This is a genomic window from Hydrogenophaga sp. (genome assembly GCF_026125825.1).
Lineage (GTDB): Bacteria > Pseudomonadota > Gammaproteobacteria > Burkholderiales > Burkholderiaceae_C > Hydrogenophaga.
Window position 1 is genome coordinate 37,268 of sequence record NZ_JAHCKK010000004.1, and the last position, 19,664, is coordinate 56,931.

At 61.8% G+C, this 19,664-nt stretch carries 12 protein-coding genes; 9 read left to right on the top strand and 3 right to left on the bottom strand.

Annotation, left to right across the window (positions count from 1 at the left end):
• The first annotated feature begins 60 nt into the window (after positions 1 to 60).
• From KIT86_RS03335 to KIT86_RS03375, 9 genes are all read left to right on the top strand, one after another.
• Positions 61 to 609 carry a hypothetical protein gene (locus KIT86_RS03335; protein ID WP_297395042.1) on the top strand — a complete coding sequence of 183 codons (549 nt, stop codon included), beginning with the start codon at positions 61 to 63 and terminating at the stop codon, positions 607 to 609.
• A 412-nt stretch (positions 610 to 1,021) separates the two neighbouring features.
• On the top strand, positions 1,022 to 1,882 hold the full coding sequence (locus KIT86_RS03340; protein ID WP_297395043.1) for a WYL domain-containing protein: 861 nt from the start codon (positions 1,022 to 1,024) through the stop codon (positions 1,880 to 1,882).
• Between the two features lie 32 nt (positions 1,883 to 1,914).
• The gene (locus tag KIT86_RS03345; protein WP_297395133.1) at positions 1,915 to 5,442 is read left to right on the top strand and encodes a helicase-related protein; all 3,528 of its coding nucleotides are present in this window, start codon (positions 1,915 to 1,917) and stop codon (positions 5,440 to 5,442) included.
• Positions 5,443 to 5,554: 112 nt separating this feature from the next.
• On the top strand, positions 5,555 to 6,919 hold the full coding sequence (locus KIT86_RS03350; protein WP_297395044.1) for an AAA family ATPase: 1,365 nt from the start codon (positions 5,555 to 5,557) through the stop codon (positions 6,917 to 6,919).
• The gene (locus KIT86_RS03355; RefSeq protein ID WP_297395045.1) at positions 6,916 to 7,641 is read left to right on the top strand and encodes a retron system putative HNH endonuclease; all 726 of its coding nucleotides are present in this window, start codon (positions 6,916 to 6,918) and stop codon (positions 7,639 to 7,641) included. The genes KIT86_RS03350 and KIT86_RS03355 overlap by 4 nt, the downstream gene beginning before the upstream one ends.
• Positions 7,638 to 10,556: a DUF1156 domain-containing protein gene (locus KIT86_RS03360; protein ID WP_297395046.1), complete on the top strand. Its 2,919-nt coding sequence runs from the start codon at positions 7,638 to 7,640 to the stop codon at positions 10,554 to 10,556. Before KIT86_RS03355 ends, KIT86_RS03360 begins: the two co-directional genes overlap by 4 nt.
• Positions 10,557 to 10,566: 10 nt before the next feature.
• Positions 10,567 to 12,033 (top strand): hypothetical protein, encoded by a 1,467-nt coding sequence (locus KIT86_RS03365; RefSeq protein WP_297395047.1) that lies wholly within the window; start codon positions 10,567 to 10,569, stop codon positions 12,031 to 12,033.
• A 50-nt stretch (positions 12,034 to 12,083) separates the two neighbouring features.
• Positions 12,084 to 13,847, top strand: coding sequence for a hypothetical protein (locus KIT86_RS03370; protein WP_297395048.1), 1,764 nt, complete (start codon positions 12,084 to 12,086; stop codon positions 13,845 to 13,847).
• Positions 13,807 to 16,665, top strand: coding sequence for an ATP-binding protein (locus tag KIT86_RS03375; RefSeq protein WP_367185418.1), 2,859 nt, complete (start codon positions 13,807 to 13,809; stop codon positions 16,663 to 16,665). Before KIT86_RS03370 ends, KIT86_RS03375 begins: the two co-directional genes overlap by 41 nt.
• Positions 16,666 to 17,048: 383 nt before the next feature.
• Here the strand turns inward: KIT86_RS03375 and KIT86_RS03380 are convergent, their stop codons facing one another.
• From KIT86_RS03380 to KIT86_RS03390, 3 genes are all read right to left on the bottom strand, one after another.
• Entirely contained in the window at positions 17,049 to 17,384 is a 336-nt protein-coding gene (locus KIT86_RS03380) for a helix-turn-helix transcriptional regulator (RefSeq protein WP_297395049.1), read from the bottom strand.
• Positions 17,385 to 17,918: 534 nt separating this feature from the next.
• The gene (locus tag KIT86_RS03385) at positions 17,919 to 19,031 is read right to left on the bottom strand and encodes a hypothetical protein (RefSeq protein WP_297395050.1); all 1,113 of its coding nucleotides are present in this window, start codon (positions 19,029 to 19,031) and stop codon (positions 17,919 to 17,921) included.
• Between the two features lie 99 nt (positions 19,032 to 19,130).
• Positions 19,131 to 19,625 (bottom strand): GTP pyrophosphokinase, encoded by a 495-nt coding sequence (locus tag KIT86_RS03390; RefSeq protein ID WP_297395051.1) that lies wholly within the window; start codon positions 19,623 to 19,625, stop codon positions 19,131 to 19,133.
• Positions 19,626 to 19,664: the final 39 nt, after the last annotated feature.

Genomic DNA, 19,664 nt, shown 5'->3' on the forward strand with positions numbered 1-19,664 from the left:
ATGAGCGACTGCGCTGAGGCCGGTCGGGAGGCCAAGGGGCGAGCCGCACTTCGCCCCGAGGTGAACTCTCTACTTGTCGTCGACGCGTTCAAGAAGGAGGTCATGGGGGAAGACGTCGACATTGGCGCGATGATGGATTGCCTCGAAGGCTCCATCCAGGCGGTCAAGGCCGGTGACATGAGTCATCTTGAAGCCATGCTGCTCGCCCAGGCCACAGCCTTGCAGACCTTGTTCACCAGCTTTGCACTCAAAGCATCCCGCCAGCAGCACTTGCCTAACCACCAGATCTTCATGACGATGGCGTTCAAGGCCCAAGCTCAAAGCAGGGCCACCCTGCAGACACTGGTCGACCTCAAGTGTCCAAGGCAACCGACTTTTGTGAAGCAAGCCAACATCGCTCACGGCGCGCAGCAGGTCAACAATGGCGTCGAACGCGCAACCTTCGACGCGCGCGCGAGAAGCTCGGGAGTCGAGAAAAACGGACTATTGGAAGACGACGATGAGCAAGCGAACAGGGTGGACGCCCGAGCGTCGGGCGCGACAGGCAGAGCTGATCCGTCAATGGCAACCATGGACCCGCTCTACCGGCCCAAAGAGCGCCGCAGGTAGGGCTGCGACCTCGCAGAATGCATTTAAAGGTGGTGTGTGGCGCGAGACGCGCGATTTGGTTCGCAAGGCAAACCAAATGTTGCGGGAGCAGCGCAGGATTCTTGAACGAATCTAGGCCTGCGAAGCGGCCGTCTCGTCCTTGCTGTTCGTCCGGGAGCTGGTGCGAGTCGAGCACCATTTTTTAAGGCACGATTCCCAAGTAGTCTCCGGCGCTAATGGTGCGGCACCGCGGCCGGGACTTTAGTCAGCCCCGCTGGCCACTCAAATTTCCCCGAGAGTCAGCTGTGGTTGTGAAAATAGAGCTGGTACCCATCATGCGACCCAAAAGATTTTCGTTTAAGATCAATTTGATCTCTAATGGCGATCTTGAGGACTGTTTGGGATTTGATTGCACATGACAAGCTTGGCTTCTATGTCACTTGCACAGCGCGATAGGCTGGCGCACGTCGATCTGCGTCTGCAGTTTTTCGGAGAGATCCGTCGCGGCGATCTAGTCACCCGGTTCGAGATTCAGACCGCTGCCGCCACCCGCGACCTGGCGGCGTACCGCGAACTGGCCCCTGAGAACATGCTGCTCGATGGATCGACCCGGGCATATGTTCGGACGGACCGCTTCCAGCCCCTTTTTGACCACAGCGCCCCACGCGTGCTCGCATGGCTTGTCGAGGGCGTTGGCGATGCCACGCCGGCCCGAGGCCGTGCGCCCGTCCCGAATGCCAGTGCAGTGGCGCCGCAGGCGATCCCGCTGGACGTGTTGGGCACCTTAACCCGTGGCATTCATCACGCGCGGATCGTGCGGATAACCTATCGGTCGCTCACCAGTGGGCTGACGACACGCGAAATCGCGCCCCTGGCTCTGGCCAACGATGGTCACCGCTGGCACATCCGGGCCTTTGATCGCCGCTCCGCCTCGTTCCGAGACTTCGTCATCGCACGCATCGCCGACGTAGAGACTTCGAGTTCGGAGCGCACCGACGACGAAGCCCTGGACCAGGATGCGCAGTGGCAGCGCCTGGTCGATCTCGAGTGCGTGCCGCACCCGGCCAACGTGAAGCACCCCGACACGATCGAGGCCGAATTTGGCATGGTGGGCGGCGTCTTGACCGTCCGCACGAGGGCCGCCGTAGCGGGCTACCTGCTTAGGCGCATGAACGTCGATTGTTCGGCGGATCACCGTCTGCGCGGGCCGGAGTTCCACCTGTGGCTGCGCAACCGGCTGATGCTGGCTGGCGTCGAGAACCTGGCTCTCGCGCCGGGCTACAGCGCGGACTGACCGCCGCACGAAGCGCCGAAGGGAGAGAACATTTGCTGAAGCTCGAAGACATCAAGAAGAACGCCACAGTGGCCGGCCTGGAGCCGGGCCAAGTGGTGCGCATCGTGACCACCGAGCCTATTGGTGACAACGCGCTGACGGTCTACTACAAGACGCCGGACGGCACGCTGCATGAACGCATGCTGTTTCGTCAGGACGAGGCCACACTGGGCCTGGCAGACGCAGGCCGCCCGTGGGCGTTCGATGCGGATGGTGAGTGCTTCAAGCTCGGCGTAGAAGCGCTGCGCATCGACCTAGCGCACCTGTTCGACCCGATGATGGCGGTGCACACGTCCAACGTCGAACCGCTGCCGCACCAGATCACGGCGGTCTACGAATCCATGTTGCCTCGCCAGCCCCTGCGCTACGTGCTGGCAGACGATCCAGGTGCGGGCAAGACGATCATGGCCGGCTTGCTGATTCGCGAGCTCCTGATGCGCGCGGATGCCAAGCGCATCTTGATCGTGGCGCCCGGCAGCCTGGTCGAGCAGTGGCAGGATGAACTCCACGAGAAGTTTGGCCTGGCCTTCAACATCTTCAGCCGCGACCAGATCGAACAATCGCGATCCGGCAATCCGTTCGACGATCTCGATCTCCTGATCGCGCGTGTCGATCAGTTGGCGCGCAGCGATGAATTGCTCGACAAGCTGCGCCTGTCGCACTGGGACCTGGTGGTCTGCGACGAAGCCCACAAGCTGTCGGCCAACTACTTTGGCCAGAAGGTCAACAAGACCAGGCGTTTCCAACTGGGCGAGCTGCTGGGCTCCATCACCCGCCACTTCCTGTTGATGACGGCCACGCCGCACAACGGCAAGGAAGAAGACTTTCAGCTCTTCATGTCGCTGCTGGACAGCGACCGCTTCTACGGCAAGTTCCGTGACGGAGCCCACAAGGTGGACGTCACCGACCTCATGCGGCGCATGGTGAAGGAAGAGCTTCTCAAGTTTGACGGCACGCTGCTCTTCCCCGAGCGACGCGCCTACACCGTCAACTACAAGCTCTCCGAGCAGGAAGCAGCGCTCTACAACGCCGTCACGACCTACGTCCGCGAGGAGATGAACCGCGCCGACAAGCTGCAGGACGGCGCGCGCAAGGGCACGGTCGGCTTTGCGCTCACCTCATTGCAGCGGCGCCTGGCTTCCAGCCCGAAGGCCATCCACCAGTCGCTGCACCGCAGGCGGCTCAAGCTGACGCGGCGCGTCGAAAACGAAAAGCTTCGGCAGCGAGGGTCAGTCCTCTCCGACGTGGTGACGCCTGCGATGGAGGCTGACGACGTTTGGGATGCGTCGGAGGCCATGTCCGCCGAGGCCTACGAAAACTTCGAAGAAGAAGTGGTCGACCAGGCGACTGCGTCGCAGACCATCCAGGAACTGGAGGCGGAAATCATCAGCCTGCAGGCGCTGGAAGACCAGGCGCGCCAGGTCGAGCATTCCGGTCTGGATAAGAAGTGGGAAGAGCTGTCGTCACTGCTCCAGAAGACGCCCGAGATGCACGACGCGTCGGGCCGTCAGCGCAAGCTCATCCTGTTCACCGAGCACAAGGACACGCTGGACTACCTGACCGGCAAGATCCGTGGTCTGCTGGGGAGCGAGGAGGCCGTCGTCGTCATTCACGGCGGCGTTAGGCGCGAGGACCGGCGCAAGGTACAGGAGCTGTTCCGCAATGACCTGGCCACCCGCGTGCTGGTGGCGACCGACGCGGCCGGCGAAGGCGTGAACCTGCAGAACGCCAACCTGATGGTCAATTACGACCTGCCCTGGAATCCGAACCGGCTTGAGCAGCGCTTCGGCCGCATCCACCGGATCGGGCAGACCGAGGTGTGCCACCTTTGGAACCTGGTGGCCAACGAAACCCGCGAGGGCGACGTGTTTCACAAGCTGTTCGAGAAGATGGAGGTCGCCCGGGCGACGCTCAAGGGTAAGGTTTTCGATGTGCTCGGCGAGATCTTCGAGGAAATGAGCTTGCGTGATCTGCTGATCGAGGCCATCCGCTACGGTGACGATCCCCAGGTCCAGGCCCGGCTGCGCAAGAAGGTCGAAGGCGCGCTCGACACCCGGCACCTCAAAGAAATCCTCCAACGCAACGCGCTTTGCGAAGAGGTGATGGACCCCAAGCGCCTGTTCGCCGTCCGCGAAGAGATGGAAAAGGCCGAAGCCCGTCGCCTGCAGCCCTACTTCGTGCGAGCGTTCTTCACCCAGGCGTTTCAGCAGGTTGGTGGTGAATTGCGACCGCGTGAGACCGGCCGCTGGGAGATCAGCCACGTCCCGGCCAGCATCCGCGAGCGTGATCGCCTGTTGTCCGGCCGCGACCGCCGGAATGTAGACCCCGTGCTGCGCCGCTACGAGCGCATCTGCTTCGAGAAGCAGCACCTGCGCGTCGCAGAGCGCGCCAGCTCACCCATGGCCAGCCTGATCCACCCGGGTCACCCGCTGATGCAGGCCGTGACGGACATGGTGCTGGAGCAGCACCGCAACAAGCTCAAGCAGGGCGCGGTGCTTCTGGCGCCATCGGACATGGGCGTCACTCCGCGGGTGATGTTCATCCTGGACCACAGCGTGCGCGAGGGCGCTGACGCGGGGCGGGTGGTCTCCCGTCGGCTGCAATTCGTCGAGATCGACCCGCAGGGCCAGGCGCGCCACGCCGGCTGGGCGCCCCACCTTGACCTGGCGCCGCTGGGTGCAGACGATCTGGCCCTGGTGAGCGACCTCATGGCGGCGCCCTGGATCGCCCGGGACCTGGAGGCACAAGCGCTTGCGCATGCCAGCTCTCACTTGGCGCCGGAGCACTTCGACGAGATCAAGAAGCGACGCGAGACGGCCGCTGACAAGACCCTCACGGCTGTTCACGAGCGCCTGGTCAAGGAGATCAACTTCTGGCAAGACCGGGCTATCAAGCTCAAGGACGATGTGGCTGCGGGGAAGCAGCCGCGGCTCAACTACGACAACGCGCTGCGCACGCTCGATGAGCTCACTGCCCGCCTGCAGTCGCGCACGGCCGAGCTGCAGGCCATGCGACACGTCATTTCGTCCACGCCCGTGGTGCTCGGCGGCGCGTTGGTCATCCCGGCGGGTCTGCTGGCCCAGCGCCGCGGCGAACCCGGCTGGTCGGCCGATGCCGCCGCGCGTGCCCGTGTGGAGCGCCTGGCCATGGAGGCCGTGATGGCCGCCGAGCGAGCGCTTGGGCATGAGGTCGTCGACGTGTCCGCGCAAAAGTGCGGCTGGGACATCACTGCGCTGCGCCAGGCTGCCGATGGTCGCCTGCTGCCGCCACGCCATGTCGAAGTGAAGGGGCGCGTGAAGGGCGCCAGCTCGGTTACGGTGACGCGCAACGAAATCCTATACGGGCTGAACCAGCAAGAAAAGTTCCTGCTGGCGGTGGTGAACGTGGACGGCGACAGCGTCGACGGGCCGCACTACATCCGGCGCCCCTTCACCCAGGAGCCGGACTGGGCCGTCACCAGTGTCAATCTCGATCTGCAGCAGTTGCTGAAGCGCGCGGTGCCGGCGGAGGGATCGCTGTGAAGCTCACAAGCAGCAATGACGCCCCCAAAGAGAAACGCCTCCACGAGGGAGGCGTCGGACTAGAGATGCGATCTCCGGCGGGGCTATTCAGCATGTTATTCGGATGCCAACAATGAAACTCGAACGCCTGCACCTTCGCAACTTCCGGTGTTTCGAGGAACTGACCATCGACTTCGGCAAGCGGCTGACGGTGATCATTGCCGAGAATGGCGCTGGCAAGACGGCTGTTCTGGACGCTATCGCGATCGGCTTTGGTCGGTACCTCACCAAGCTGCCCGGCATTGCTGGCCTCACCACCAAGGACACCGATCTGCGTGTTGCAGACGGCGAGCGCCGCGAGCCCTTCATGATGCTGGCGTGGGAAGCCCGCACACGTGATGATGTGCCCGTCGTCTGGGCCAGCGGGCGCAAACGCGATGGCACCGTGGGTGCCGCTACTATCAAGAATCTGTTGTCCGAAGAGCATGAAGCCTTCCTCAGCCGCGGCCTGAAGGAACTGGACGACTTCACGCTCGGCCTTGTCCAGGCCGACGCCGACCAGCAGGCCTACTTCCTTCCCGTCATTGCGTACTACGGCACAAACCGAGCCATCCGCGAGGAAGTTCAGCGCCGTCGTGGCTTCAAGAAGAGCTTCTCGCGCTTCGATGCGCTAACCGGTGCGCTTGAGCCGAATTCGCGCTTCCGTGCTGCATTCGAGTGGTTCAACGCGATGGAGGACGTCGAACGTCGCGAGCGTGAGGCACGGCGAGACTTCGACTACCATCACCCGGAGTTGAGCGCCGTGCGCATGGCCATCGTGCGCGTGCTGCCGGTGGGCTTCAGCAAGCCACGCACCGAAGTCGGACCGCTGCGCTTTGTGATAGACCGGCTGATGCCGGACGGCAGCACCCGGACCCTGCGCATCAGCCAACTCAGTGATGGCTATCGCGTGGTGCTGGGCCTGACCATGGACCTCGCAAGACGCATGGCCCAGGCCAACAGCCAGATGCGCTCCGGCGGCATGCAAATCATCAATCCGCTCGATCTGCCGGCCATCGCGCTGATCGACGAGGTCGATCTGCACTTGCATCCGTCCTGGCAGCAGCGCGTGCTGACCGACCTGATGCAGACCTTCCGCAACACGCAGTTCATCGTGACCACCCACAGCCCGCAGGTGCTCAGCACGGTGAAGCGCGAGAACATCCGCGTCATTGGGCAGGACAGCAGCGGCAAGGTCGTTGCCGCGCCGCCGCTGGCCATGACCTATGGCGAGCCCAGTGGTGACGTGCTTCACAGCGTGATGCTTGTCGATCCTCAGCCGCCGGTGGCGGAGAAAGCTGACCTGCAGCGCCTGACCGAATGGATCGACCAGGGCCGTTACCAGGAAGCGGAAGCCCGCAGCCTCTTGCAGCGCCTGACCGACACCTTGGGCGCGCAGCATCCGCAGCTGCAGCGCTTGCAGCGCAGCATTCAGCGTCAAGAGGCGCTGAAGCAATGAGGAGCATTCAAAAACAGGGTGGCGGCGGACACCGCCTGGGGCAAGCAAATGCCAACCCGCCGCAAACGCACCAGCAAGCCACCAGCCGCTGGGGCTCGTTCGGGCACAAGAACGCCGTCATGCAAAACCTGCTCGATGAGCAGTTTCAGCTGTGCTGCTACAGCGAACTGCGCGCTGACGAGGAGGGGTTGGGCTACCACATCGAGCATGTCGAAAACAAGCGCCAGAACCCGTCGCGCACCTTCGACTACGCCAACCTTGCGGCCAGCGCACTCGACAGCGCCCAGGACTTGCAAGTCTTCAAGGCGCAAGGCGATGTGGTGTTTGGCGGCCACGCACCTGGAAAGCAGGCTGCCTGCGACATGCTGCGCCTCGTCTCGTGTCATCGGCCCGATTGCCGCCGGTTCTTCGCCTTCTTGTCGGATGGGCGCGTCGTTCCCGCTGCAGGGTTGAAACCCGGCGAGCAAGACCAGGCGCAATACACGATCGACATCCTCAACCTGAACAGCCCGTTCCTGTTGACCCGTCGTCGTCAGTGGTGGGACGAGCTGGACGCACTGTACGAGGAGCATCTTCAGAAGAACTGGAGCCTCGCTGACTTGGCGGCCGTCGACCTTGTTCCCGTGAATAGCAAGCTCAGCCGCTTCTTCTCTCTCTCCCGCCAGTTCTTCGGCCCGGTTGCTGAATCCGCCCTACAGCAACACGCGCCTGCACTCATATGACCGCCATCAAGTCTCCAAAAAAACTCATCGAAGTGGCGCTGCCGCTTGACGCCATCAACGTGGCGTCGGCGAAAGAGAAGTCCATTCGCCATGGCCACCCCAGCACCTTGCACCTGTGGTGGGCGCGCCGTCCGCTAGCGGCGGCGCGGGCGGTGATCTTTGCGCAGATGGTCAACGACCCAGGTGGCGAGCGTGGGTACTTCGCGGGCATGACCAAGGCGCAGGCACAGGTCAAGCGAGATGAGCTGTTCGCCATCATCGAAGACTTGGTGAAGTGGGAGAACACGAACAACGAAGAGGTGCTGTCGCGCGCGAGAGCGGCCATCCGAGAGAGCTGGATCGAGACCTGCAAACTGAACAAGGCCCACCCGCAGGCGGCAGCGCTCTTCGATCCTGAAAGGCTTCCTGCTTTTCATGATCCTTTCGCGGGGGGGGGGGCGCTGCCGCTGGAAGCCCAGCGGCTTGGGCTGGAAAGTTGGGCCAGCGACTTGAACCCCGTGGCGGTGACGATCAACAAGGCGATGATTGAAATTCCACCGCTTTTTGCGGGTCGTGCGCCCGTCGGGCCTCGATTGGCCGATGACAAGCAGGGCAAGTTCGGAGAGGACTGGGGCGGCGCCGCAGGCTTGGCCGAAGACCTTCGCCGTTACGGCGCATGGATGCGCGCAGAGGCCGAGAAGCGAATTGGCCATCTTTACCCAAAGGTCGAAGTAACAGCCGAGATGGTGGTTGAGCGGCCCGATCTGAAGCCCTACTTGGGCGAGAAGTTGACCGTCATCGCTTGGTTGTGGGCGCGGACGGTCAAGAGCCCAAATCCAGCATTCCAAGGCGTCGACGTGCCCTTGGCCTCGACCTTTTTGTTGGCAAATAAGGAAGGCCAGCAGGCATATGTACGGCCCGTAATAAGCAACGGGGGGTACGAATTCACCGTTCGTGTAGGAGCTCCTGACAAGGGCGCGAAAGAGGGTACGAAGCTGTCACGGGGGGCATATTTTCAGTGTTTGATGTCCGATACCCCGATAGATTCGAGTTATATATATTCTGAGGCAAATGCTGGAAGAATGGGTGCAAAGTTGATGGCGATCGTTGCCGAAGGTCAACGAGGTCGAGTCTATCTGTCGCCCGTAGGTGAGCACGCGGCGATTGCGGCGGAGGCTTGCCCAGCCTGGGCACCTGATGTTGCAATTCCTGAGAATCCTCGATGGTTCTCACCACCGCTTTATGGTCTCAAGACCTACGGAGACCTGTTTACCCCGCGGCAATTGCTAGCCTTGACAACACTCTCAGAACTTGTACAAGAAGCCGCTGAGCGATGCAGGCAAGATGCTGTCCGTGCCGGCATGGCTGATGACGAGGCTGGACTTGACGGTCAGGGACGGGGCGCGAAGGCCTACTCCGATGCAATCGCAACGTACCTCGCTCTTGTCGTTAGCCGATCGTCAGATCGCCACAACTCAATTTGTTCTTGGGATAGCGGTCCTACTAGTTCCAAATCATCCACTGGGTCACCTTCTCGCAGTGCCTCAGTTCGCAATACTTTTTCTCGCCAGGCGATGCCCATGACTTGGGATTTTGCCGAGGGTAATCCGTTCAGTGAATCGGCGACGAACTTCAGTGACTCTGTAAATTGGATTGCCAAGGTTTTGGATCGTATTTCTCCAGCATCCCATGGGTTTGTATGTCAGATCGACGCTCAGCGCCAGGATATAAGCCTTGCGAAGGTGATTTCGACCGATCCGCCGTATTACGACAATATTGGTTATGCAGATCTATCGGACTTCTTCTACGTCTGGTTGCGCAGGACCCTGAGGCCCATTTATCCTGGGTTGTATGCGACGTTGGCTGTTCCGAAAGCTGAAGAATTGGTGGCTACACCTTATCGTCACGGAAGTAAGGACAAGGCCGAAGCATTCTTCCTCGATGGCATGACTCAAGCCATGCACAACTTAGCTGAGAAGGCGCATCCGGCCTTCCCGGTGACGATCTACTACGCGTTTAAACAGAGTGACACAAAAGGGGACTTGGGAACGTCGAGCACGGGATGGGAAACCTTCTTGCAGGCGGTGCTGGACGCCGGTTTTGCCATTACGGGCACTTGGCCGATGCGTACCGAGATGAGTAACCGCATGATCGGCTCGGGCACCAATGCCCTAGCTTCCAGCATTGTGCTGGTTTGTCGACAGCGTGCAGATGAGGCCCCCTCAATTGGCCGCCGCGCGTTCATCCGCGAGCTGAATGCGGCGTTGCCGGAGGCCCTACTCGACATGACTCATGGTGGCGTCAATTCGCCCGTGGCTCCAGTCGACCTAAGCCAAGCCATCATCGGCCCCGGCATGGCCATCTTCAGCCAGTACAGCGCCGTATTGGAAGCTGACGGCAGCAAGATGAGCGTGAAGACCGCGCTCCAGTTGATCAATCGCTTCCTGGCCGAAGACGACTTCGATCACGACACCCAGTTCTGCCTGGCCTGGTTCGAGCACCGGGGCTGGGCGGCGGGCAAGTTTGGTGAGGCCGATGTGCTCGCACGCGCCAAAGGCACTAGCGTGGACGGCTTGCGCGGCTCCGGCGTAATCGAGAGCTCAGGTGGGGAACTGCGCCTGCTGCGCTGGGCCGAGATGCCCGCGGATTGGTCCCCCGAGACCGATGTGCGCACGCCGATCTGGGAAGCGCTGCATCAGTTGATCGGCGCCATCAGCAAGGGCGGTGAATCGGCCGCGGGCGCCTTGCTGGCGCGCATGCCGGCACGCGCCGAGCCGATACGGGCCCTGGCTTACCGGCTCTACACCTTGTGCGAGCGCTTGGGCAAGGCGGAGGACGCACGCGCCTACAACGAGTTGATCGGCGCCTGGTCTGGCATCGAATCCGCTGCCCAGGATGCTGGCCCGGTGGGTACCCAGACCTCGTTCGACCTTTGAAGGAGTGCTCATGGCGACCACCACTCCCAACAACCTAGACGCCGCCGCCGCACTGGCGAGGTTCGCAGACGCGGGCACTTCGCCAGAGGATCGCCGCGAGGCGTTGTCCGCACTGAGTGCAACTAAGGTGTTGCCCAAGCAGGCCGACGACCCAGCCATTGAAGCAGGCCGCCGCCACTTGGTAGATCAGGCCCGGACGGCAGAGAAGCCGGGGTATCGCCTGCTGGCAATTGCGGAGTGCATCCGCCTGACACAGATCGTTAACCGGTGGACTCCTGTGATGTTGGATCAACTGCGCCCGGCGTTCGCCGAGCCGCTGCCTAACATGCAGCTGCTGACCAACGGAAACGACAAGTTGAATTTGGCGCGTGCCTGTGCCCAGATATCTGCGCCATGGTTGCCCGACTATCTGGCGCGTTCCATCGTGGAGGAGCCGGCGGCGGACAAGGCGCGTGCCGAGATGGTGGTTGCCCTGCTGGAGCGATCCAACTCCCTGGCTCAGACACTGCAGCGCCTTGCCACGGCATTTGAGGCGTTTCGACCGGATACGCAGGCCCCCGGCGACACGATGGCACGGCGGCAAGCGCGAACCTTGGAGGTACTGCGCGAAGCGCTGCTTGACAGCGAAATCGAGGCCGGCGACGACCTCGGTGTGGCTTTGCATGAATGCGTGAGCGCGCCGTTGGCGACTGTTGGAAAACCGCAAGAAGACAAGGCCCAGATAGACCTGTGCAGGCAGGTGCTGCTGCTGGTGCACGACATCGTGCGCACGCGAATCTCGGTCGTGGCCGACCCGACCATGTACCGCGTGGTGGACTACTGCCGTCGGCTGAGTGGCGGTCGTTCCTGGCCCGATGAGCTGAAGAAGCCTCTGGAGCGGCTGATCACCGACGTCACCGAGGCCTTGTTGCTGCTCGGCCGTCAGGGGCAGCGCGACCAGGCGTTGCTCGCGCAACTGGACGTTCTCTGCAATAACTCGGACCGTGCTCGTGCGGTGGCCCGCGAACTGGCCGCCCGGCACCCCGAGTTGAACGAAGAGGTGCGTGACTGGTTGGAGCATGGGCGGGTGCGGACCGTGCGGCGCGCCAGCGAATCGGCCATTGAGGCGGCAGCCAGCAGCGCTGACGAGAGCATCGGTCTCTCGCTGCAGGCCGCCCGTAAGGCCCGACTACTGCGCGACACTCTGCGCGAACCTTTGGTCTCCAGCCTCGAGGTCTACGACCCCGGTTTGGCCCCCGCCGCGCAGGAGCTGCTCGACAGCGTGCAAGCCCTGGCGGTGCAAGTGGAGCAGGCCGCAGCTTTGCGAGGGCTGGAGTTGTACGGCACGCCGGGCGAGGAAGTGGAGATGTCGACCAAGCTTTTCATCATGGTGGGCGGTGTGCCGCGGCAACGCATGCTGGTCAAGCAGCCCGCCATCGTGCGCAAGCGCACCGACGGTGGTGTCGGTGACGTGGTGACCAAGGGGCTCGTGGAGTGATGGCCGCCAGGCCGGATTGCAATTGCTGATCAATCGTCGAGGAGGACGCGTTGGACAAGAAAACTGCCGCCATATTGATTGCCAGCTTGATGGAGCGCATTGAGCGCGACCAAACCATCGGCGCCGTTTCATCGCTGGAGCGCAAAGCGCTGCAGATCGCGCTGGCGTCTCTGGACGGTGGGAACGAAGTCGAAGCTACGTTGACGGAGGGGGCACCCCTCCCGGCATCGACACCCACGTCGGTAGCGATGGCCAACGACGGCGAAGCTGCGCCGGTCTCGAAAGCTGCGCTTGCGGCAAGCTCCGTTGCCGAAGCCCCTTCGACTCCGAAGAAGCCGGCGCTGCCGGAGGTCACGCTCTCGTTGGGCTCCATCGAGCGCGATGAAGTCACCGATGCCGATGTGATGCTGTGCCTCGATTTCGGAACGGCGATGTCAAAGGCGTTTGCCACCGTGCTGCCTGACGGATACCTGGACCTCGAGCTGGGCAGCGAGGCTGGCAAGCAGGGCTACACGCTGCCTTCGTCGGTCTTCATCGGTGACGATGGCAAGGCCTACTTCGGCTTCGAAGCCATCGAGATGAGCCAGGACCTGGTCGATTCAGGCCGCGAGCGGCTGGACTCGATCAAGGGTTGGCTGAGCCTGCGACGCGAGGGAAACCTCGACGGCGAGGCGTGCCTTCTGCAAAGGCCGATGAACCCGACCGACTTCCGGCTTACTCAGGGTGATTTGATCCGCGTGTACCTGGCCTACCTGACCGATATGGCCGAGAAGTCGCTGGCCTACCAAGGCGTCAAGTCGCCCCGCTATGCCAAGCGCCGGTTTGCCCGCCCGTGTTGGGACGCGGAGCAAGCCTTGTGGGCTGACCGTCAGATGCGAACGATGCTCGCGGAGGCGCAGATCCTGGCCGATACGTTCAGTGCCCGCTGGGCGGGTGGCATTCCCGTTGGAGAGCTGAAGTCGGCTGTGGAGCAGATCAAAGCCTTGGGCCAGCGGCCTGAGTACCTGATCGACGACGGCATTCCGGAACCTGTCGCGGTGGCTGCAGGCGCGATCGCAGACAGCGAAAACCTGCGGGACGCGTTCATGGTTGTCGATGTGGGCGCAGGAACGACCGACTTTGGCTTGTTCATCTCGACGCATCGGCCTGATGACGGTGAACTCCGGGTGTTCCAGGTGCCGACATCGATTCAGGGCTTGAAGTGGGCCGGCGACCGGGTGGACGGTCTGCTTCGGGGCTTCATTGCGCAACGGGAGTCCGTCGATCAGAGCGACAACGCCGGCAGAATGGTGTTGGCCGAGCTGTCGCGACGGATTCGCAGCCTGAAGGAGACCTTGTTCAAGACCGGCAGGGTGGAGTACGTGCTGGCTGACAGCACGGTCGGGCTCGTGACGCTCGACGAGTTTCTTGCCGACGACAAGGTTGCACGGTTTGCCCATGCAGTGGAGGCCGGTTTCAAGAAGGCACTCGAAGCCGTGGACGAGACCTGGTTGCGCTGGCTGGCCATGGATGGTGTACGCCTGCATGTGGTGCTGACGGGCGGCAGCTCGCCGCTGCCGATGATGCAAGCCCTGGGCAAGGGGCCGATCGACGTTAAGGGGCATCGCATCTTGCGCCAGGCGGTTGATCCAAAGCCGCAATGGATGAAGGACATGCCGGACGAACTGCTGACGGTGTATCCGCAGCTGGCCGTGGCCATCGGCGGGTCGGCAGAAACGATGCCGGAGACACTGACGGCGCCGCCAACCTTCGGTGGTGGTGGTCCGCGACGGCATGGCTATGCAGCTGGTAGTTCGCAAGCTTCTGGGAGTTGAAGAGATGGGATTGAAACCGTGGCGCGAAGTCGCCGTTCCGCATTCCGACGTGCTCAAGGGTACGTTCCAGCAGGCCGAGTTTGCAGCCGACCTGTCGCGCGTCCATGACAAGACCGCTGCGGCCGAGTACCAGGACGCAGCACTGTTCTTCCAGCGCACCTTCATTACCGAAGGAATGCGCTTGCTGCTGGACTCGGTGGTCAAGCGTCTGGCCGGCAAGGGGGGCGACCCCGTCATTCAGCTGCAGACGGCTTTCGGCGGTGGCAAGACCCACACCATGCTGGCGGTGTATCACCTGGCCAAGGGCACGGTGCCGGCGTCGAACCTGCAGGGTGTTCCTGCAATCCTGGAGAGTGCCGGGATTGTCGACCTTCAACCGGCCCGTTTGGTTGTGCTCGATGGCATCCGGCAATCGCCGAACCAGCCAGCGGTCTATGAAGGCGTTGCCGTCAAGACGCTGTGGGGCGAGCTGGCCTGGCAGCTGGGTAAGGCAGAAGCCTATGACCTGGTGCGCGATGCCGACCAGTCAGGCACTTCGCCGGGCAAGGCTGTGCTGGAACAGCTGCTGTCGAAGTACGCGCCCTGCGTGATCCTGATCGACGAACTGGTGGCGTATGTGCGCCAGTTCGAGGAAGGTAAGGCGCTCACCGGCGGCACCTTCGACTCGAACCTGAGCTTTGTTCAGGCACTGACCGAGGCACTCAAGGCAGTGCCCACGGCGATTCTGCTGGCATCGCTACCCGAGTCGGACAAGGAGGCAGGCAGTCAGCGGGGCGTGAAGGCGCTCGGCGCCCTGGCGCACTACTTCGGTCGGGTTCAGGCCTTGTGGAAGCCGGTGTCTTCGTCCGAGGCGTTTGAGATTGTGCGGCGCCGGCTCTTCACGTCGATTAGCGACCAATTGGCGGCCGAGGAGGTGTGCAGGGCCTTCGCTGATCTGTACGTGGCCAATTCGCACGACTTCCCTCATGAGACGCAGGAGTCGCGCTATCACGACCGGCTGCTGTCAGCCTACCCGATCCATCCGGAAGTGTTCGACCGTCTCTACGAGGACTGGTCGTCACTGGACAACTTCCAGCGCACGCGCGGCGTTCTCAAGCTGATGGCCAAGGTGATCCACCGTCTCTGGAACGCCAACAACACCGATCTTCTGATCATGCCAGGCAGCCTGCCGTTGTATGACGCCGATGTTCGCAACGAGGCGATCTACTACCTGCCGCAAGGCTGGGATCCGGTGCTTGAAAAGGACATCGACGGTGAGCGGGCCGAGACGACCGACATCGAGCGTAGGGACCCTCGCCTGGGTAGCGTCCAGGCTTGCCGCCGAGCTGCGCGTGCCATCTTCTTGGGCAGTGCGCCCACCAATGGCGGGCAGGTGGTGCGAGGCATCGAGCTTGAGCGGGTGGTGCTGGGTGCGGCGCAGCCTGGCCAGCAACCGAGCCTGTTCAAGGACGCGCTGCGCCGCCTTGGCGACAGGCTTCAGTATCTGAATAGCGGCAACAACCGTTTCTGGTTCGACGTGCGCGCCAACTTGCGCCGCGAGATGGAAGACCGCAAGCGCCGGTTCCAGGACAAAGAGGACGTTTTCCCCGCCATTCGCGATCGGCTGCAACGCAGCATCACGACAGCGGCGTTCGACGCGGTGCATGTTTTCACGCCCAGCGCCGACGTGCCCGACGACTGGATGCTGCGGTTGGTGGTGTTGCCCGCAGACGCGGCGTTCAGTCGCAGTGGCCAGAGCCTGGCCATTGATCGCGCCACGGAAATCTTGAAGGGACGAGGTGATCAGCCGCGGTTCAAGCAGAACCGCCTGCTCTTTGTGGCGGCGGATTTCGAGACGGTTTCGCGCCTCAAGGACCAGGTACGTTCGATGCTGGCTTGGCAATCGATCGTCAACGACGTCAAAGAACTGCGACTGAACCTTGATCAACTGCAGGCGCGTCAGGCAGAGCGCAGCTTGGGCGAGGCAGTCGACACCGTGCGACGGACGATCCGGGAGGCCTACAAATGGCTGCTGGCGCCGGTGCAGGAAGCGCGCCCGGGCAAGGGGCTGTCCGAAGTTCGATGGGAGTACTTCGCGCTCAACTCGGGCGCGCAGCATTTTGGCGACGAACTGGATCGTGTGCTCAAGGAGAACGAGTTGGTCATCAACGCGTGGGCGCCAATCCACCTGGCTGGCGTGCTGCGAAGCTGGTTCTGGAAGCCGGAGCAGTCGGACGTAGGCGCTCTCACGGTTTGGCATCAGACTTGCCACCAGTTGTACCTGCCGCGACTGCGCGATGACCGCGTCTTTCAGAACGCCGTGGCAGCCGGTGCCGAGAGTCGCGACTTCTTCGCCTTGGCCCAAGGCAAGGACGATGACGGATTCATCGGGTTCGTGTTCGGAACCCGAACGACGCCGGTGCTGGACAGCTCCCTGCTGCTGATTGACCCAGTGGCTGCAGCGTCGTTCACGAACTCGGTTCGGGAGCGAAGTCCCGGTGAACCTACGCCGTCTGCCGGCGGTGGATCCGGCGGGCAGCTGCCACCGCAGGCGCCGGCAAGTACGACGGAGTCTGGCGCACCTCAGTCCGGGCCATCGCCGTCAAAGCGCCGCTTTTATGCGTCGACGACGCTGGATCCCGTGCTGGGGAAGAAGTCCTTCAATGACCTATACGACGAACTGGTCATGCTGTTTACCACCAGGCCCGGCGTGCGCGTCAGCCTGCGCGTTGAGATCGAGGCCGATGCGGGCGGAGGCGTATTCGACGATGCGACGCAGCGCGCAGCCAAGGAAAATGCTGCAGTGTTGAAGTTTTCCTCGGCCGAGTTTGAGGAATGACTGGTACACCATCATCCGAGATCCATACCGTCACCCTTCAAGCCTACGTGTGCTGGGCGACCGCGGTTACGAAAAAGGAGCTGACCAAATGTAGAAAGACCTTTCGCGGGATGTTCTACAAAGTGCCGCGTCGTCTGAAAGTATGCGTGTAGTGTGACAACAAGACAGCCTACGCCGGCATGGACGCGATCGCCCACAAGCCAAAACGAACCTCATGAATGGCGATGGTCAAAGGCCTGATGCAGTCAGGTGCTGCGTTCAGTCTTTCACAGCGGGACAGATTTGCCCTCGAGGGTTCGCCTCAAAACCCTGTTGTGATTTCGCTCGTTCCTCCATGCACCTCAGCCGCTCGACCGCTCGACCGAGCAACTGTGCAAAGAAAATCAGGGAGACTTGTCCAAGTCTTCCATCCACGCGGATATCAACGTAGTTCTCCTCTTCGCTGAAAGCTTTCCGAGCTCAAGCAGGAGAGCGCTCAAATCCTTCTCTTCGCAATAAAGATATGCCAAAGGCACGTCGAGCGCTCTTGCAATGTTTCGCGCAGTGTCCAGTGGGGGCTCATGATTCCCGAGCTCGTACCGACTGATACGGGCTCGGCTTGAGGACTCATCAATGCCTATGAGTACGCCAAGCTTTTCCTGAGACCACCCCAGCATCTCTCGTCTTGAGCGAATTCGCTGCCCGATGAGGTTGGGGATTCGGCCTGACTCGGGAACCATGTCACGAGTTTCGTAACTGGCCGATAATTTGTCGTCACGAAAAGCGTGACAATGGCCAAGTCCGCCGCTCTCGTTTTTTTATTGACACTGTTTTTTGGAGCTTCCATCATGCGTCGTATTTTTCTTGCATGTGCCGTCGTGTTGAGCAGCCTCTCAGGTTGCGCAACCGGTACTGATGGGGTGGTTAGCATCGGCCCTGACATGTACATGGTCGGAGGCCACGGCCGCTTCACTGACTTTTCTGCGAGTGCTGTGAAGGCACGCTACTTTCAGCAAGCGCAGCAGTATTGTCAGGAGAGCGGTCGTGATATGCAGCCTCTCAACAGCTCCGGCCAGGACTCAGGGATGGGAACGTATGCGTCGGCTGAAGTCCAGTTTCGATGTGTGTCGAGGGGCGCGTCTAGATAGCCGCTGGGGCTTGTTTTCGCTCGAACACTTGCGTTGAATGATCGGGCATCGCTTTCCCCGGTATCCCGGACGCTGTGGTCAGCTCGCCAGGTTTGGCGATAGCTAGCGCCATCCGCTGGAGGCCGATCAAGCCGCTCCCGTCGGTAAAGATCGGATCGCCCATGAGCCAAAGCGAACCTCATGAATGGCGGTGGTCAACCGAAGGATGTGTCCCTTGAGGGCCCATGCCGGCAGCGCCAGAAACTCGCGCAACGAAACCTGGCAAGGATCGATCCAGCCTCCCCGAACCGAGCAGCCATAGACGGCGCCACCAGCCTCCATGCGCATCAGTCCATTGTCAATCGTCAAGGACAAGGGAGCATCTGGCAAGGGCCCAGCGTTCCCATCGGCAAGCCCATGCCGCTTCGCCATCCACTTGCGGGTAGCTCGAAGCATTTCACCATCCAGATCTACATGCGGCAGATCCAGGTCGAGCGCGCGCATGTTCGCCTTGTGGTGCTCGTACCGCAGCCCCAGGTCGAACGCGTCTGGCGTCTGGGCGTCGCGCCCAAACGCTGCCCGCCAGAAATCCACCACCGCCAGCGCGATAGCTCCGCGCGGGGCCTCGGGCGGCAAGATCGTCTCATCCCACATCGACTGTCTGAGCGTATTGCACCGGGCCGTCAGCTGCCATTGGGCGAACCAGTTGGTGCCCGCGATGATCTCCAGCTCGGCTCCGCCGTGAATCCCCGCCCACATGAGTACGTCCCCGTGGGGCGGGTTCTGCTGCCTAAACCCCAGCTCGCCAAGGGCTTGGGCGATGGGCACCACTTCAAGTGCACGCTCGATGCCGATCTGCTTTTCTGCCTTCTCAAAGAACGTATTGAACTCGCGAGCGTCCATGGCGTTGGCATTGAGGACTCGTTTCAGGTCGTCCATGCCGGCGTCAAAGTCCTGATGCGCCTGGCGCTTGGTCAGCAACTCCACCATGGCCGGGCTGATCTGGGTGACTGGACGCAGGCAGAGATCGGCCACGATGATCTCGCGGGTGGGTTTGCCTCGAATCGAAATGGGGTTGCCCAGTACAAGCACCTGCCAGGCGAAAACTGGCTTCGTTGCTCCCAGCAGTGTGCCGACGAACCCCGACGGATTGCGCAAGGCCACCAACTTACCGTCGTGCGCTCCGTCGCTGGTGCGCTGAAGCATTGCCACCATGCCAGGGAATCCGATGGCATTGTCTGGAATGGGGAGAGTGCTCAAGGCTGCGCTCCTGGTGCAACATTCCAGCTGTAGGCTGAATGCCGTCAAAGAAAAAACCGGTCCCAGTGGAAACTCACAACGGAGAATATGCAGACAACGCTAGCCCAGACTGCTCAACAGTCTTCTCGCATCTAAATATTTGCTCAGTCGAGCAGCGTCCTTTGGACTGACCTCCTGCAGTCGAGAGACGTCTAGGTTGTCTTCAAGGTCGGCCAGCTTGACCCTTCTCCCCACAGGGTGCGCGCCGGCACGACGAACAAAGGCGAGGTAGCGATCGCGTTTGATTTCGATGCTGTCATCCTCGGCGTCTTCGTCCTCAGGCAACTTGCTGACGGATTTGAGTGCACTGATCACCTCATCAGAGAAGCCTTCGGAAGCCAGTCGCTCAAAAGTCCAGACCGGACCACCGTCTTCCACGACGTCGTGCAGAACGCCCACGATGCGTTCGATTTCGCTTTCCAGAGAAAACATCACGCGCAAGGGGTGCAGGATGTAAGGGGCGCCAGCCTTGTCCAAAACGCCAGCGTGGGCTTCTGCTGCGATCTCGATGGCTCTGGATAGTGATCCAGGTGGTGAAATTCGATTGATATACATGGAGCAGTCTTGTAAACTTAGTTGCATCGCGATGTTAAG